This is a genomic window from Lewinella cohaerens DSM 23179, from assembly GCF_000379805.1.
Taxonomy (GTDB): domain Bacteria; phylum Bacteroidota; class Bacteroidia; order Chitinophagales; family Saprospiraceae; genus Lewinella; species Lewinella cohaerens.
Genome location: NZ_KB903587.1, coordinates 190,590 through 208,059 on the forward strand (window position 1 = coordinate 190,590; position 17,470 = coordinate 208,059).

The window sequence follows — 17,470 nt, forward strand, 5'->3', positions numbered from 1 at the left end:
GGACTTTGCACAAATGACAAAATCCGCTGCTTCTATTTAGTTTATTAAGACTTAACGCATAATGACAACGTCGCCTTTGATGATTTCTACATCACCGTTTTTGAATTCGATTTCGGCAAACCAAACGTAAACGGCAGCGTTAACGGGTTGGCCGCGATAACTACCATCCCAGCCCCAACGAGGGTCGTTCGGTTGGCTACCATAAACTTCGAAGACCGACTCGCCCCAGCGGTTGAACACCAAGAAGGATCTAATTTCCTCCACACTATCGTCAGAGAAAATGTAGAAGATATCATTGTCACCATTACCATCAGGTGAGAAAGCATTAGGAACGTAGATGTTCCGGTCTTTCTTCACAAAAATGGTCAATAAATCTCTGGTTGTACATCCATTTTCATCCTCAAGATCGAGGAAAAACTGGGTAGATTCTTCGAGGGCAAGATCAAGTTGATATACACAACCCGGGCAAGGAAGATTAGCGAGCGTCTGCCAATCAATGCTCACCAAAGCAGCGGTATCAACACTGATTTCCGGGTATATATCCGCTAATTCACCTTCTGTAATATACTGATCAGGCCCTAGCTCCAACGTCAAATCATTACCATCCGGAACTGTAATTGTTGTAAGCAACAAACAACCTGTAGCGTCTTCTACGATTACTTCATAATCCCCGGCAATAAGGTCGTTAAAGCTAGTGGTGGTGCCATAAGGCGCGCCTCCGACACTGTACGTGTAAGGCGGAATACCACCTTGCACACCAGTCAGAATAATTCCGCCATCATCATCGCCAGCACATGTTGGGGTGTCGGTAATGAAATTCAAGGCTTCCGGCTGAGCAGGGTTTAATGATATTTCTACCACATCCTGTGCCGTACAATCATTTTCCGTATCGGTAACGATCAAGGTATAAGTACCCGGTGCCTCTGCCGTCAATTGTAGGCTAGTAGCATCGTTCACCGGATTACCGTTGAGCAACCATTGGTACGCATACGTGCCACCAATTGAGCTTCCTGCACCACTTAACGACGTGGTTGGGAAATTACAATCCAACTCAAAATCATCGCTCGTTTGTGCTGTTGGCAGCGTAGTATTTTGGCTAACAAAAACAGAATCTATATTTGCACAACCATTTTGTTCATCCGTTACCAATAGGTAGTACCATCCTGGTTGATTAGCGGAAGCGACGATGTTATTGTTATTGCCAACAATGGATCCATCAGGCGTTGTCCAGTCGTAAGTAATCTGCCCACCCATTTGCGAATCGCTACCATTGAGTGTTACCACAGGTTCTCCGCAAGTGATGAGTTGAGCGAGGCCAGCTTCAGCCACTGGATACAATTCGTTCTCGGTTACTTCTATCATATCAGTATTGTCACACCCAGTGAGCGTATCGATAATACTGAGGGTATAAAACTGGGCTTCATTGACATCCAGTAGCAAAGTATTTCCTCCTGGAATAGGATTAAGGTCTCCATCATACCATTGATAGACAAACTGAGGGCCTCCATCAGAATCACGGGCATCAATCTGGACGGTTGCTGTTGCACAATCCAGAATATCCAACACTTCCAATACGATTTGTGGCGTGTAAGCCAAGTCCGTTATTTCTACTTCCGCAGGTACACTTAAACAGCCATAAGTTTCATTCGTAACCTGCAAACTATAGGTACCCGGTTCGCCAACAGTGGGCGAGAACATATCCTCGTTGGCAGGCGTAATCCCAGGGCCAGTCCATTGATAAGTGAACTGATTGCCTGTTGTACTACCATTGCCGCCAATACTTACTTCCAGTACATCACAATCCAAATCTTGCGGGCTACCTGCATCTGCAAGTGGCAGCGGTACCGTAGCTACAGCTTGAGCACCGGAAGAGATACAGCCATTAGAGTCGGTGACAGTGACGCCTACCGTTCCTCCCGTGCTTACTTGCACTGATTGCTGATCACTACCCACACTCCAATCGTAAGCCGCAAACGCAGGCTGTACGTTCAGCTGGGTAAAGGAATCGACACAGAAATTAGTAGGCCCGACAATCGAGAATACCGGCAAGGCTTGCTCGATGACGGTCGTACTTGTTTCGTTAATACAACCGTTGTCATCCTCCACCGTTACGGAATACGCTCCGGGGGTATTGACCGTAATCATGGTGGTTGGTGCGCTTGTACTCCAGGTGTAATTAACATAACCAGGCGTTGCAGATAATTGTGTCGACAAACCAGCACAATAATCCAAATCACCGGTAATTGCAGGAGTAGGCAAAGCATTTTCAATGACATCAACCATCGCCGTTCCTTCACAACCTCCTGCATCCGTCACATTAAGGGTGTAGGTTCCAGGTTCATCGACAATAATGCTATTCGTTGTTTCTCCGTTTGACCACATGTAGGTGGCAAAACCAGTACCTGCACTAAGTGTGGTGGACGAGCCAATACAATAATCGCGGGCTCCCGAAATAACGGGTGAAAGCTCCGTCGCTTCATTTACAAACTCTACTGTATTTCCGATACAACCGTTAGCATCAGTAACCGTAAGACCAACATTACCAGGCGTGTTTACCGTAACCTCAGGTTGATCGCTACCATCTGACCAACTATAAGTCGAATAAGTAGCACCAGCATTAAGTTGTGTACTGTTTCCAATACAGAAAGTCAAAGACCCCCCAATTTCCGGCGTTGGTAAAGCATATTGCTGAATATTAATGGCCGCTTCCGAAGGGCAACCATTGTTGTCTATTACATCTAGTTCGTAAATACCACCTGTGTTTACTGTAATATCAGCTGTTTGAGCTGAATTCGACCACAGGTATTCTGCATAACCAGGTGTCGCTGATAAATCAGCAGTAAGGCCACTACAGAATCCAACTGGAGCAGTAATCATTGGGGCTGTTACGATGAAGTTGCTAAGGTCAATACTGTTATTGGTAACACAGCCGTTGCCATCGGTTACGACAAGAGAGATGTTCCCCGTTTGCGTAATCGTCACATCGGCCTCGTTAGCTCCATTCGACCAGTTGTAACTAACAAAACCAGCCTCAGCACTCAAATCTGTACTTTCGCCAGGGCAAAATTGAGGTTCCCCTGAAATATCTGGAATCGCTGTTACGTATTCTTCTACCGCTTGGGTAGCAACACCAACACAACCATTAGCATCGGTGACCGACAGGCTAAATGTTTCAGTCGTGCCTACTTCTATACTCGTACCACTGGTATTTGTGCTCCAGAGGTAAGAAACAAAACCTGGTTCGGCCGTCAAAACGGTCGTCAAGCCCGGGCAATACCCTGGCTCCCCTAGAATAGTCGTTACCGGTAAAGCATTCTGGACAACAGCCGCAGAAGTCATACCAATACAGCCATTATCATCCGTGACCGTCAAGCCATAGTTTCCAGGGTTATCTACCACCAGAAACTGGTCCGTATCACCTGCCACACTCCAAGCATAGCTGGCGTAACCGTTTCCACCATTAAGTGTAGTACTGTCGCCAATACAGTAATCTAAGTCACCACTAATCGCAGGTGTTGGCAAGGCCAATTCAACTACATCTACTGTAGCCGTTCCCATACAACCAAATTCATCCGCCACCGTAACCGTGTACATACCGGGCGTGCTGACGCTAATTTCGTTAACCTGCGCACTGTTCGACCATTCGTAAGTACTAAAATCATCAGGCACCGTAAGCGTAGTATTCAATCCTGCACAATAGAAAGGATCTCCATTGATTATAGGATCTAATTCTGAGTCTTCTATGATGGTTGCAGAAGCTGTATTCTGACAACCATTCGCATCTGTAACCGTAACCGTATAGGTACCAGCTTGATTTAGGAAGATGGTACTCGTGGTTTCCATATTTGACCAAAGGTAACTGACATAGCCCTCTGTCGCCGTCAGGTTTGTTCCACCCGCCGGACAGAAACTCAGGCGACCAGTAATCTCAACAGTAGGTAATGGAAACTCGGTGAGGCTTACGGTATCCGTCGCTGTACAACCATTTTCATCCGTGACCGTAACACTTACATCCATCATGCCTGATGTCGTAACTGTATTCGTGGTGCCTCCGGTTGACCATGCATAACTGCTAAAGTTATCTGGAACGCTGAGTGTTGTTGTTTCCCCAAAACAGAAGTCTAGGTCCCCAGTAATCGCAACAGTAGGGATAATCTCTTCCAGTGTAACACTGGTACTTCCCATACAGCCTTCTGCATCGGTAACCGTAACACCAAAGGTTGTACCATCCATCACATCAAGGGTAGGGTCAGTACTGGTATCACTCCATAAATAACTAGTATAAGGTTGATCCAGACTGAGCGTACTGATTTCGTCTTCACAAAGAACCAGGTCGCCAGAAATAACGGGCGTTGGGTTAGGAACTTCCACTACTTCGACACTGGATTCGCCAGTACAACCGATCGCATCGGTAACGGTAACGGTAACAATACCGGGGCCAACCCCAGTGACTTCATTTGTGCTTCCGCTGACGGTCCAGCTGTAGTTATTATAGCCGGAGTCTGCTGTTAATACTGTTGTACTACCAGGACAAACCGTTAAATCACCAGCAATTGCAGGTGTTGGTGACGGTACTTCGGTAACATCAATGTCTAAAAAACTTTCACAACCGTCCCCATCGGTGCCTATCACCCAGTAATTACCAGGGCTGGTGACGGTAATCGTTTGCGTAGTTTCATTGTTACTCCATAAATAGGAATCATAACCAGCAGAAGCCATTAGCTGGCCATCACCGTCAGAACAGATTTGGGTATCACCCACGATATCAATGGGTTCAGCTTCTCCTTCCGGAATGTCGATTGACGCGAAAGCTTCACAACCATTTTGATCAATGACTTCGACTTCATAAAGTCCGGGGCCAACAATGTCATAGATGTTAGTACTCGGTCCTCCTATCCATTGAACATTCATGAAGCTTCCCGAAATGGATACCTGCCCAAAAGCATTGTTACAAAGTGCGTCTGGCCCATCTATTTCTAACTCAACAGGAATATTGACGACAACATCCACACTCGTCTCTCCTTCACAACCATTATCATCGGTAACGGTAACAGAGTAGGTGTCTGTCTCATCTACGTTAAGTTCAAAGTTAGTAGTACCATCTGACCATTCGTAGCCACTGTAGTTACCTACTACGACTAAGTCTGTATTTTCGCCTTCACAAATGGCCAAATCTCCTGTAATACTAGGAGAAGGAGGCGTTAGCTCATCTACAAAGAAATCGAGAATCTGGGTACAACCATCTACACTGGTAACTGTAACCGTATAATCTCCTTCCATATCAATAAACTGCTCATTCCCACTTAAGCTATTCGACCATTCATAGGTATCATAGCCATCTGTAATGGTAAGCTCAGTGCTTTCGCCGGGGCAGAAAAATAAATCTCCTTCAACAAAGGCATCAACGCCTTCGCCTTCAATTACTTCGAAATCGGTTTCCCCTTCACAGCCGTTACCGTCTGTAACGGTAACAGTGTAAATTCCCGCCGCATCTACTGGTGTAGACTGGGTATTGAAGGAGGTTGACCAACTATATCCAGCAAAGTTTTCGGTAACCGACAGCGTGATAGTCTCTCCGGGGCATACCGCCTCCGGACCATCAATTTCGGGCTCTGGCAATGGATTTTCTTCTACTTCTACTTCCGCAGTGCCTTCACAGCCTAAATCATCTATAACCGTTACAGAATAAGGGCCCGGTGCATCTACATAGATATCCTGGAAGGTTTCCGTTGTAGACCATTCATAGCTCACAAAACCATTAGACGCTATCAGCGTCGTTCCTTCTCCTTCACAGTAATCTAAATCACCAGAAATTGTAACAACTACAGGAGCAGCTACATTAAGGGTAAAGTTTGTCGTGCCTTCACAGCCATTATCATCGGTAACAGTTACCTCATAGCCTCCAAAATCAGTGACGACAATACTTTGCGTGAACTCGACGGTAGACCATTCATAAGCCGCAAAGTCTTCTAGTACTTCCAAAACGGCATCATCTCCGTCACAGATTTCGTCAGGGCCGAAAATGGTAGGTTCTGGATTAGGGAAAGCCTCTACCGTAAAATCGGTAACACTCTCACAACCTGCAGGATCACTTACGGTAACAGAGTAAGTTCCCGGGCCAACATTGATATTGTCAGCGGTAGAACTTGTACTCCAAAGGATATCATCAAAGGGGCCACCAATCAATTCCAAAGTCGTCGTTTCTGTATCACAGACGAAATCGTCTCCGGTAATTTCTACATCTGGGCCTTCTCCTACTAACACTTCTACTTCAACAAAGTCTTCGCACCCAAATTCATCTGTTACGGTGAGGGTGTAAACAATATCGCCTACAAAATCAGGCGGGATATTGACATTGGTCGTTAGTGAAAAAGGATTAGAAAGATAGCTATCACCGCCATTTGTAGCTGACCAAGAGTAACTAGCTCCGGTTGCACCAGGTGCAGTTGCGATCATGGTAAAGCTGTTGCTTCCAGCACAAAACTCATACATATCTTCATTGATTGTCATCATAAAGTCGGGACAATCATAGAAACAGGAGCCATCATCGACAATGGCATTAGGGTCAAAATTAATGGCATCAGGATCAGTACAGCCACAAAGTACCGGGTTCGGGAAAATATAGGTGATATCAAGCGCTACGCCTGAGTCTGCTCCTGCATGATCTGAAATACAAATATTGGTAGTAATATCCTCATCGGGAGGAAACAACGTCCAAAGATCGGCGAAAGAGGTTACTCCGGGAGTACCTAAACCACAACCATCATCGGCTGTCAGTCCGTAATCTCCTCCTCCTAAGACCATACCATTCTCAGGGTCAGGACCTCCACCATCGGAAAACGTATAGGTCGAGGGGTTACCTGGAGTCCCTAAGTCAGCAGAGTTACCACAAGGGCACCCTCCTGTACAGCTTCCCAGTACACCGGGGCGCTGAAAAATATTCAAATAAGTCCCATCTACCTCAATCCATAATGCTAAATCTCCTTGCCAAGTGTGCTGAATATCCAGCGACAAACCTGTAGGAAACCCAGTTAAAGCGGGGTTGAAGGTAAGGGTAACACAATAAGCATTGTCTAAGTCCCCATCCACAGGTACCGAAACATCCGGTAAAGCTACCGTGGGGTTTTCACATTGCGAATGAAGTAAACTACTATACAGCATTCCTATTACTAGGAAAACAGAGGTTACAATTGGTAAAATTTTGCTCATAGACGGATAGATTAAAAATACAGTAACACCAATTACTATCAGTATTAATATACTAATAAGGATTGATAACAGAAAGATAGTCTACGAGAGCGCGAGTGATTTTTAAAAATACAATGACAGCAAGAGGTCTGTTCCTCTTGTCCGTTGTTTTGGTCTAATCTACTCCAGCACAGCATTTAATACAATTAAAATCAGGCTAAAGAAGCAAGACATCAGACGTGCTAATTATTTGGAAATAACCAACACCGTCTTCATTTATAGGTTCGCTGTTATACAAAAGTAGGTTTTTCTTTTATTAATAAAAGAAAAACCAAATAAAAATAAAGTCCGGATATTGACGATACTTGCCCTAACAACCAATAATACAAGCCTTTAAGTTTTACCCATGCGGATCATTTTATTAGTGTGATCTCTCCCTTTTCAATAATTTTCTCTCCACTTTTCAACTTAATCTCTGCAAACCAGACAAAAACGGCGGGATTTAGTGGCCGTCCAGACTGTTTTCCATCCCATCCCAGCATAGGCTCATCTGGTTGAATATTTTTGGTTTCCCAAACCATACTCCCCCATCGTTCAAAAATCTGAAGAGAATTTATCTCTTCAATGGTATTCCCATCTGTCTGTAGGAAGAAATAGTCGTTGTAGCCATCATCGTTAGGGGAAAAAATATTTGGCACAAAGATGCCTTCTCTCTTTTTTACAAAAATAGTCACCTCGTCTTTAGCAATACAGCCATTTTCATCGGTGACCGTTAAGAAAAACTGCGTAGCCTCGAACAAGGTTATACGCGTTTGGTTGAGGCATTCAGGACAGGATAGTTCTGCCGCTGTTTGCCAAGACAATGATTGCAACGCCAAAGAATCGATGCTCAGTTCAGGGATAATATCAGCTTGATCGCCGGCTTCAATCGTTTGATTATCACCTAATTCTACCCACAAATCATTACCATCCTCTAATTCGGCTAGTGCTGTCAATTGACACCCGTTAGCATCTTCTAGGATCACTTGGTAGCTACCCGCCCCCAAATTCTGAAAATTGGTATTCAAGCTGAAGGGTTGACCAGCAAAACTATAAACGTAAGGACTTAGCCCACCACTCACTCCGCTAATAGAAACACTACCGTCCGTGTCACCTGCGCAGGTTGGAGGGTCAAATACTAGCTCAAAACTCTGAGGTGCCTCAGGGTCTTCAAGTATTTCTACGGAAGCACTGGCACTACAACTATTTTCTACATTTGTAACTACTAATTCGTAAGTACCAGGGGCTTCCACCGTCAAATTAAGGTTAGTCGCAGTAGGTAGAGGTGTATTAGCCTGCCACCACTGGTAAGTAAATTGGTTCCCTTGGCTACTTCCTTGTCCACTAATCGTTACATTGGCATCATTACAAAAGAGGGTAATTACATCACTCGTCACAACATCTGGAATCACGACATCTTCTACCACTTCCAGGGAATCCGTCGTAGCACATCCATTTGTGATATCTGTTACTGTAAAAAAGTACATGCCCGGGGTATTCGTCATAATCATTGACGAAGAAGGATCGCCAATAATATTACCTCCGGTAGTTGTCCATTCTTGAACGATTGTAGTAGCTTCGGAGGTGGTCGTTCCCGTAAGGCTCACCTCCATAATGGCACAATCAAGCTGTTCTCCTCCAGCAATAGTCACTGCTGGATAGTTGAAATCTTCTAACACTGGCATCGTTCCTTGTGCAACACAAGCTGTGAGCATGTTCGTCACTACAAGCGTATAGGTGCCAGGTGTGTTAACCTCTAAATTCAAGGAGGTTTCAGCACTCAATACCTCACCAGAAGGATCCAGCCACTCATAAGAAAATGCTGATCCTGTCGCAGAGCCACTCCCGTCTAACACTACTGTATTGGTGATACAATCCAGGGTATCAGCTATTGCAAGATTCAATGCTGGTGCTTCGTTCATCAGCAATACCTCAACGCTGTCTATGCCGCTCAAACAACCATTGGCCTCATCAGTTACCTGTAAGTAATATAGACCAGGTTCGCTTACCACTGGTGATAATTCTCCTTGATTACTCATCGTAATTCCAGGCCCCGACCAAGTGTAAGAGATCGTGTCACCTTGCGAAGTACTTTCACTGCCTAGCAAAACACTGTCTGTATCACAATCTAAAACTTGTCCTTCTCCGGCAAAAGCCCAGGGAAGTTCAATTTCAACGACCGAAGACTGGGCTTCGTTTTGGCAACCGGCATCATCCGTGATGGTAACACTTACATCGCCAGGGGTACTTACTATTGTTGAAAACCCTGTATCTCCGGTACTCCAGAGGTAAGAAGCAAAACCCGTTGGTACTGTTAATTCGGCTGAGTCTTCTTCGCAAAACCTTGTCGGCCCCACAATAACTACCGGTGGCACGGCTAACATTTCTACCGTAGCCGAGGCACTAGCCTGGCAGCCATTATTATCTGTAAATACCAAACTGTATTCTCCGCCAGCGTTGACCTCAAGGGAGGAGGATGTCTCACCATTATCCCATAAGAACATACCTGTTGATGACGCTTGCGCATCGAGTACCGTACTCAGATTTGCACAAAAAGAAGTATCTCCGGTTATCGAAACGGATGGAGCAGAAAAGGCTACTACATCCAAAGAAATCTCTCCTGTACACCCCGCTTCGTCGGTAACGGATACCGTATAGGTTCCTCCGGCATCTACGATTAATGAATCTCCAATACTTCCATCTGACCAACTATAGGTCGCATATTCTTCCGTAACGTAAAGTGTCGTAATTTCATCCGGGCAAAGCCCTTGATCACCCGTAATTCCAGGTGTTAATCCATCTGCTATAGTTAGCGTTACCCCAGTACTACCTACACAATTGTTAGTATCAACAACGGTAAGGCTCACTGGTCCAGGGCTTCCTACACTGATTGAATCAGTTGTTTCTGCGGTAGACCAAGTATAACTACTATAAGATTCGTTGACACTCAGCGTCGTGGGAAAGCCGTCGCAGAAGCTAAGCGCACCTTCGATGGTTGGTTCAGGAAGATCATAAACGACAACACCAACGGTACTGCTATAAGTACAACCAAAAGCGTCCATTGCACTAACGGATAAAGTATCAGCGGCAAGCACCGTTACTTCACTAGTGGTTTCACCGTTGGACCAAATATAGCTGACAAAATCCCCCGTTACACTCAGGGTTGCACTTTCGCCTTCACAAAACCCTGCAGGAGCAACTACCGCGAGTGTTCCTTCTGGAAAAAGGCTCAGGTCAGCAATACTACTTGTTACACAACCATTACTATCCGTTACCGTCACACCTGCTGATCCGGGGATATTAAAAGTAGTCGTAGGAGTGGTATCATTATTTGACCATAAATAGGTCTCGAATGCAGGGCTTACGGTCAGTTCTGTTGTTGTAGCAACACAAAATTGCAACTCACCGTTGATTTCTGGATCGATGGTGGCAAATTCGTCAACGATTTCGGCAGTCGTTCCTACACAACCGTTAGAATCAATGACCGTAAGCCTTACAAATCCTTCCGTTGCGACCATCGTCTGCGGGCCTGTATCGCCATTGTCCCAAAAATAAAGGGCGTAAGTATCATTACTCGTAAGAACAGTAGTATCACCGGGGCAAAAGCCTGTTTCCCCAAGAATTTCTGGATTTGGAGAAGGAAAAGTCGTTACTTCTACCATGTCTTCGCCCACACAACCGTTCCCATCAGTCACGGTTAATCCATAAAAACCACTGTTGTTGATGGTTAATAATTGTCCTCCATTGGGCAGCGTTGACCATTGGTAACTGGTATAGCCCGAACCACCATTAAGTACTGAGGTTACCCCTTCACAAAAGCTGAGGTTACCGGTAATCATTGGCTGGGGCAAGGTGTCTACTTCTACCTGGACATTAGCGGTAGCAGTACACCCCAAGTCATTGGTCACTGTCAACGAATAATTCCCGGCATCGCCTACGGTGATGGCGGCTGTTTCTTCTGTTGTAGACCAAAGGTAGCTACTGAAGGTGCTGTCTGGCATCAGCGTTGTGCTACTGCCTTCACAGAAACTATCATTGCCCTCAATACTGAATTGAGGGATAGAAAAACTTACAGCCTGACTCGCCGTTGCTGTACACCCAAAATTATCTGTAACCGTTACTCCGTAAACCAATGCATCCGTAACGGTAATGGATTCGGTTTCACTGGCATCAGACCATAGGTAACTGACAAAACCAGGGCTAGCTGTTAACTGTCCATTGCCACCCACACAAATTTCCGTTACGCCGGATATAGCAACCGAAGGTGCTGACAGCTCGGAAAGCGTGAAACTACCACTAACCCGACAGCCATTACTATCCGTGGCAAACAAAACATAGACAGCGGCAGAATCTACGGAAATGGCAGCTGTAGTAGCTCCGGTAGACCATAGATAATCGGTAAATCCAGGTGGCCCGGTGAGTGTAGTCGCCGTTCCGGCACAAATTTCCGCGGGACCATCAATAACGATGAGTTCTGGCACATAATTCGTCAAAATAACGGTATCTGCACCTACACAACCCGCCGAGTTCGTAACCGTTACCTCGTAAATTCCTGTTTGATCAATAAAAATTTGTGCCGTGGTATCTCCTGTTGACCACTGATAAGTAGCAAAACCAGAAGCAACCGATAACAAAGTACTATCTCCAATACAGAAAATAGTATCTCCCATGATTTCAGGCATGGGCAATGGTGCATCAAGTACGGAAAATGCTGTCATGCCGGTACAACCTGCCGAATCCACCACTGTCAATTGATAGATTCCCATTGAATCCGTCAAGATGGAGCTTGTAGTGTCTCCCGTCGACCAGAGGTAATTCACAAAACCAATTGTACTGCTCAAGGTAGTTGATTCTCCAGGGCATAGGCTATCTGAACCCGTAATCAACGGAACAGGCAGAGAAAGGGTATCGATTATAAAGGAGGCTTCAGATAAACACATATTACTATCTGTGGCCATCAACATAATCGTATCTGACTGACTGACTTCGATGGACAAAGTAGTGTCTCCGGTAGACCACAGATAACTTACAAAACCGGTTGAAGCTTCTAGCGTAGCTGTCTCATCAACACAAAAAGAGGCAGGGCCTGTAATCGTGAGTGGTGTGACATCATAGTGTGCTAAAGAAAAAGTATCGCGTGCAGTACAACCGTTACTGTCTACAACTTCGAGGGTATATTCCTGTGCCAACTGCACGTTTGTAAAAGGCAATGTATCACCATTGGACCATTGGTAGCTCACAAAACTGGTATCGACAAACAAAAGAACACTATCTAATGCACAAATCGTGTCAAGGCCATTAATCATGACAGAAGGTGTGGGGAAAGCGCCCACAACAATCATATCCGTTCCATCACAAATCCCGCCGTCACTAACGGTTACGCTATAGGTTCCAGCACCAACAAGGAGGGTGTCGGTTGTCGCGCCATTGCTCCATAAAATACTTTGAAAAGGGCCGCCTTGTAATACCAAGAGCGTACTGTCCGTTCCACAAACGAAGGGGTCGCCAGTGATTTCAACCAGCGGGGCTGCTGCAACCGTCACAAGTGTTGAGGCAAACTCTTGACAATTGTACTCATCGGTAATCGTACAAGTGTAGGTTATATTACCAGAAAAGCCTGCGGGAATAAAAACACGAGTCGTTGCACTATTTGCATCTTCTAAAAAGCTGTTGCCTATACCTGTGCCGATCCATTCGAAAGTGGGGTTACTCGCCAAGCCTGCTGTAACAGAAAGCGTGATGGTATCGCCAGCGCAGGCGTCAATTTGAACCGCAGCATTCATTACATCAAAGTCCTGGCATTCATAGAAACAATCACCACTGCTGACACTGGCATCCGGGTTGTAATTGATCGCATTAGGATCCATACAACCACACTCGTAAGGATTAGGAAAAATAAAATTGAGGTTAGAAACATAGCCTTGGTGAAGGGTAGCGTGATCGGTAAAGCATATTTCTGCTTCTACCAAACCTTCGGGACAATTGCTCCAAAGGTCTACGAACGAATTGACTCCTGGTGTTCCTACGCCACAGGCATCATCAGCTGTAAGGCCAAAGTTGCCACCAGCTGAAATACCGCCATCTGGTTCGGTACCGTTATCGTAAAAAGTAATGATTTCCGGTGCTGGTTGAGTACCAATCATAGCACTGCTTCCACAGTCCCCATCAGGTATATTAAATGCACAATCAGGATCACAATTCCCTACGGCTCCGGGACGCTGTAAAACATTGAGCCGCTGCCCACAGGCTTCGACAAAGATACCAAGATCACCTTCGTATTCATGCCACAAGTCCATTGTAATCCCCGTAGGCCAGCCAGTAATATCGCTGTCAAAGCGAAAGTAGAAACAATGCGCTTCGGGGTTACTGGCGCTCGATTCCGATACGGGTATTGGTGTATCAAGGAGAGCACCTTCCTGTCCGTCGCATGGTTGCCCCCAGCCAATAGCTGGAGCAAGGCCCAAACATAAACATGCGATCAAGACCCCTTTTTTTTGTAGATAGTTGAACATACCTTTCTTCCTTTTTGCTTCCTTAGTATTGCACAGAAAATAAACTGCGATTAGCTTCGCTGCTTCTTCGAGGTCTCTTTAGGTTTTTCAAATAGTTGAAACACTTGAAATGAATCGTTTATTCAACTATTATGAAAAACAGAATCGAATTTTATTTTCGTGCTGTTCCTTGGAAGCCATCTTCTTCTACCAGGTTAACCCAAGCAAAAGACTAAAGTCTGAGTGTATGTTCATGGGATAAAACAAAACATAATTCGCGAACTCCAAATCAAAAAACATATAAACAGGCAACTAACTTGTTGTCAGGTTTATACAAAGTCTTATTTTTTCAAATAAGTACGTTCCTACTACCCCCAAATAAATAAATCATGTTTGGGTCTGAACGTGTTCAGGTAGTAAAAACTTTCCAATAACTGAGGCAACGGGACTGCACTAACCAAAGCAGCTTTTAATTACTTTGGTGTGAATGTTAAGGCGAGTGTAGAAAACATAGTTTGCAAGTAGAACGGGTATACTGATCAGTATCTCCCCGGCTAATTGTGCTTATAAAGGAATACAAATATAGTTTTTAATTAATAGAAAAAGAAAATATCCAAAAAATTATCAAATATAAAATAGCCATAATATCTGGTGGCCGACAAGGAGGTCAACTAAGCTTCCTGCGTTTCATCTCTCGGCTAACCAATTCAAGCTCTCTGCTCATATCTCCTGTTACAGAACTGTTCTCTTCGGCCCTGCGGACAAGGTAAGGAACGACTTCACTGACTTGTCCGTAAACGACATATTTGGCTACATTGAACCCTGCTTTAGCCAGGTTAAAAGTCAAATGATCACTCATGCCATAGAGTTGGCAAAAATTTAGATGAGGATGATTTCTTTCGATACCTTTCTCTACGATCAACTCCGCCAATAAGCGGGCACTGTCTGCATTATGAGACGCATTACAAGAGGCGATTTCTTCATAATGATCAACACAAAACCGGATGGCTGTGTTAAAGGCATCATCCGTAGCGGCCTTGTTCGGTTGAATAGGAGAAGGATAACCCATTTCTATTGCTCTTGTTCGCTCTTTATCCATGTAGGCGCCACGAACCATTTTTGCACCAAGTTTATAACCACCTCGTTTTGCTAATTGGTAAGAGTCAAAAAGGAACTGTAGTCGATCATGGCGATACAATTGAAAAGTATTGTAGACAACTACACTTTCACGGTTATAACGACGCATCATCACTGTTACCAGGTGATCGATACTGTCTTGTATCCAACTCTCCTCTGCATCAAAAAATACACCAACACCATGGGTACAAGCCACATGGCAAATGGCATCCATTCGTTTGAGGACCACTTTGTATTCCTGACGGGTAGCCGGCGTGAAAGGTTCACCCTGTTGTAAATTCTCAAGCAGTCCAAAGCGAGCTAGACCACTTATTTTGGCACTTACAACCGGTACATTGTCATTGTGCTTAGCAAACTCAATCGACCGGATGGTTTCCTTCATGGTCTGGTTATAGTCATCCTCTGTCTCTTTCGCTTCGGCACCATAATCCAGGATAGTAAGGGTATTAAATTTTGCCAATTGATCAATGGAGGGCAAACTTTCCAGCAAGGTGGTTCCTCCACAGAATTGGGCAAAAATAGTATTCTTAACGATTGATTCTACAAAAGGCAATCGCATTCGGATAGCCGTAAGCCCTAGCTTTGATCCAAGGCTAACCAACCAGGCTTTATTCATTACGCCAAATAACCATGCTGCTTTTTTAAGCTCGGCATCGGTCTTGTGAGCAAAGGCAATTTCTGTATTAGAAAAATTGAGTTCCAGGAACTCCTCTCCTACCATGCCTTTAGCAATGGCCTTGGTTTTATCCAAATCTTTGGGCACAGGTTTACCTAATTCCTTCATCTTTTTTCGAGATATCTTCTTTGTTTCTCCAAATAGACCAAGCTGCTTCAGCCTGTCCGTGTAACATCGCTAAGCCGTTGAGGGTTGCCGCTCCTCGCTCTCGGCCACGTTTAAGAAATAGGGGTTCAGTTGGATTGTATACTAAATCATAGAGGCGATGACCTTTTCCTAAACAAGTATACGGAATATCAGGACAAGTTTCAATATTTGGGGACATTCCCAGTGGTGTGGTGTTAACAATCAGGTCGACACCTGCGAGTATTTCTTCATTTAAATCTTGATACGACCATTGTCCTGGCAATGGACTGCGAGATACATAACGAAAATTGACACCCTTCTGCTTTAAGACCCAAGCGATTGCTTTAGCAGCACCTCCTGTCCCCAGAATCAATGCGTTGGACGAAGGGCCTCCATTTGCCATCAGAAAATCATCAAGGCTCTCTCCAAAGCCCATGACATCTGTGTTGTACCCTATAAGTTTTCCGTCCTCAAACAATATCGTATTCACCGCTCCAATATCAGCAGCAGCAGGGCTCAATTCATCTAAATAAGCCATTACCGCTTCTTTGTACGGAATGGTAACATTTAGCCCTAAAAGACCAGGTTTGCTGTCAATTAAGGCTGGCAGATCCGTGATCTTTGGTAACGGATACGTTTCATAACAAAACTGATCAGCAACTCCATTCTGAGCAAATTTCTCCGTAAAATATCCTTCTGAAAAAGAATGGGACAAGGGGTAGCCTATAAGGCCAAAGTAAGTCATCATGATGCAGAGGGGTTACTTGCACCTGCTTTTTCCACTATAAAAATGGTTACAAACCCAATCAACATTAGCACGATTACCGGCAATAATTGGGCGTCATTTCCATAGAAAAAATTATCGGTCAACTGTCCAAAAGAAGAAGGGCTTACGCTGTTGGAAAACAAGACTTGTTCTTCTCCTTTGCTATTGATTCTGGTTTCGAGGACCTCTTGCCACGGCCATACCTTATTCAGACTACCAAGCATGAAACCAGTAAGGCCCGCCATGGTAAGGTCACGATGGTGCTCAAACAACCAGGACAACACTCGCGCAAAGGTCAGTACGCCTACTACACAACCCAATCCAAAAGCACCTAATGTTACTACCGCACCAAGGTCATGCTGTTCCAAAACCCCTTCTTTGAGCGTCCGGTGCAGAATAAACTGATACATCCCCAACAGTAGTAGCATAAAACTACCCGAAAGGCCTGGTAACATCAAAGCCGAGATAGCAATGACGCCACAAAGGAAAACATACAATAAAGAGTCGCTTCCTTGCGCAGGGGTAGCAATGGTCACCCAATAAGCCAATGCTGCTGTAAGCAACAGAATGAGAATGGTAGGCAATGACCACCCCTCTACTTTTCGCCCTATATAAATCGCCGAAGCAGCGATCAGGCCAAAAAAGAAGCCCCAAACCGGCAAAGGAAAATTATCCAATAAATAGGACATTCCGAAAACGCCAAGTAAAATCCCCAGTAGCATCCCTGCAAATAAGCGTAACAGAAAATTTCCGTCTATCTTTTTCCAAAAAGCTGTAAGACCTTCTGTGCGCCATAGCTGAATAGCTGGCAAAAAACTACCAATACTCTCTAACAGGCGTTCATAAATTCCCGTAATAAAGGCAATCGTCCCACCGGATACGCCCGGAATAGTCTCTGCTATTCCCATGGCTGCGCCCTTCAAAATGAGCGCTAAATGTGCTAGTGATTTCTGCATTCCGCAAAGGTAGCAGAAATTGGAATTAGATTCAGGTGGAAGGGTGTAAAAGTGTATAAGGTGTAAGAGTCAATAACTTTTACACCTTTAC

General features: G+C 44.8%; 5 protein-coding genes. All 5 read right to left on the reverse strand.

Annotated elements, in window-relative coordinates; translation table 11 throughout:
- Positions 1–51: 51 nt before the first annotated feature.
- Positions 52–7,209 (reverse strand): T9SS type B sorting domain-containing protein, encoded by a 7,158-nt coding sequence (locus A3EU_RS0125275; RefSeq protein ID WP_020538986.1) that lies wholly within the window; start codon positions 7,207–7,209, stop codon positions 52–54.
- 392 nt (positions 7,210–7,601) lie between these two features.
- On the reverse strand, positions 7,602–13,739 hold the full coding sequence (locus tag A3EU_RS0125280) for a T9SS type B sorting domain-containing protein (protein ID WP_020538987.1): 6,138 nt from the start codon (positions 13,737–13,739) through the stop codon (positions 7,602–7,604).
- Positions 13,740–14,385: 646 nt separating this feature from the next.
- The gene (locus A3EU_RS0125285; RefSeq protein ID WP_020538988.1) at positions 14,386–15,639 is read right to left on the reverse strand and encodes a proline dehydrogenase family protein; all 1,254 of its coding nucleotides are present in this window, start codon (positions 15,637–15,639) and stop codon (positions 14,386–14,388) included.
- Positions 15,623–16,405 (reverse strand): shikimate dehydrogenase family protein, encoded by a 783-nt coding sequence (locus A3EU_RS0125290; RefSeq protein ID WP_245569403.1) that lies wholly within the window; start codon positions 16,403–16,405, stop codon positions 15,623–15,625. The genes A3EU_RS0125285 and A3EU_RS0125290 overlap by 17 nt, the downstream gene beginning before the upstream one ends.
- Complete coding sequence (locus tag A3EU_RS0125295; RefSeq protein WP_020538990.1) at positions 16,402–17,379, reverse strand: DUF368 domain-containing protein; 978 nt, start codon at positions 17,377–17,379, stop codon at positions 16,402–16,404. The genes A3EU_RS0125290 and A3EU_RS0125295 overlap by 4 nt, the downstream gene beginning before the upstream one ends.
- Positions 17,380–17,470: the final 91 nt, after the last annotated feature.

What these genes read in the sequence shown, in the direction of transcription:
- A3EU_RS0125295 (WP_020538990.1), bottom strand. Translation starts at nt 17,379, where the DNA reads ATGCAGAAATCACTAGCACATTTAGCGCTCATTTTGAAGGGCGCAGCC.
- A3EU_RS0125275 (WP_020538986.1), bottom strand. Translation starts at nt 7,209, where the DNA reads ATGAGCAAAATTTTACCAATTGTAACCTCTGTTTTCCTAGTAATAGGA.
- A3EU_RS0125280 (WP_020538987.1), bottom strand. Translation starts at nt 13,739, where the DNA reads ATGTTCAACTATCTACAAAAAAAAGGGGTCTTGATCGCATGTTTATGT.
- A3EU_RS0125285 (WP_020538988.1), bottom strand. Translation starts at nt 15,639, where the DNA reads ATGAAGGAATTAGGTAAACCTGTGCCCAAAGATTTGGATAAAACCAAG.
- A3EU_RS0125290 (WP_245569403.1), bottom strand. Translation starts at nt 16,405, where the DNA reads ATGATGACTTACTTTGGCCTTATAGGCTACCCCTTGTCCCATTCTTTT.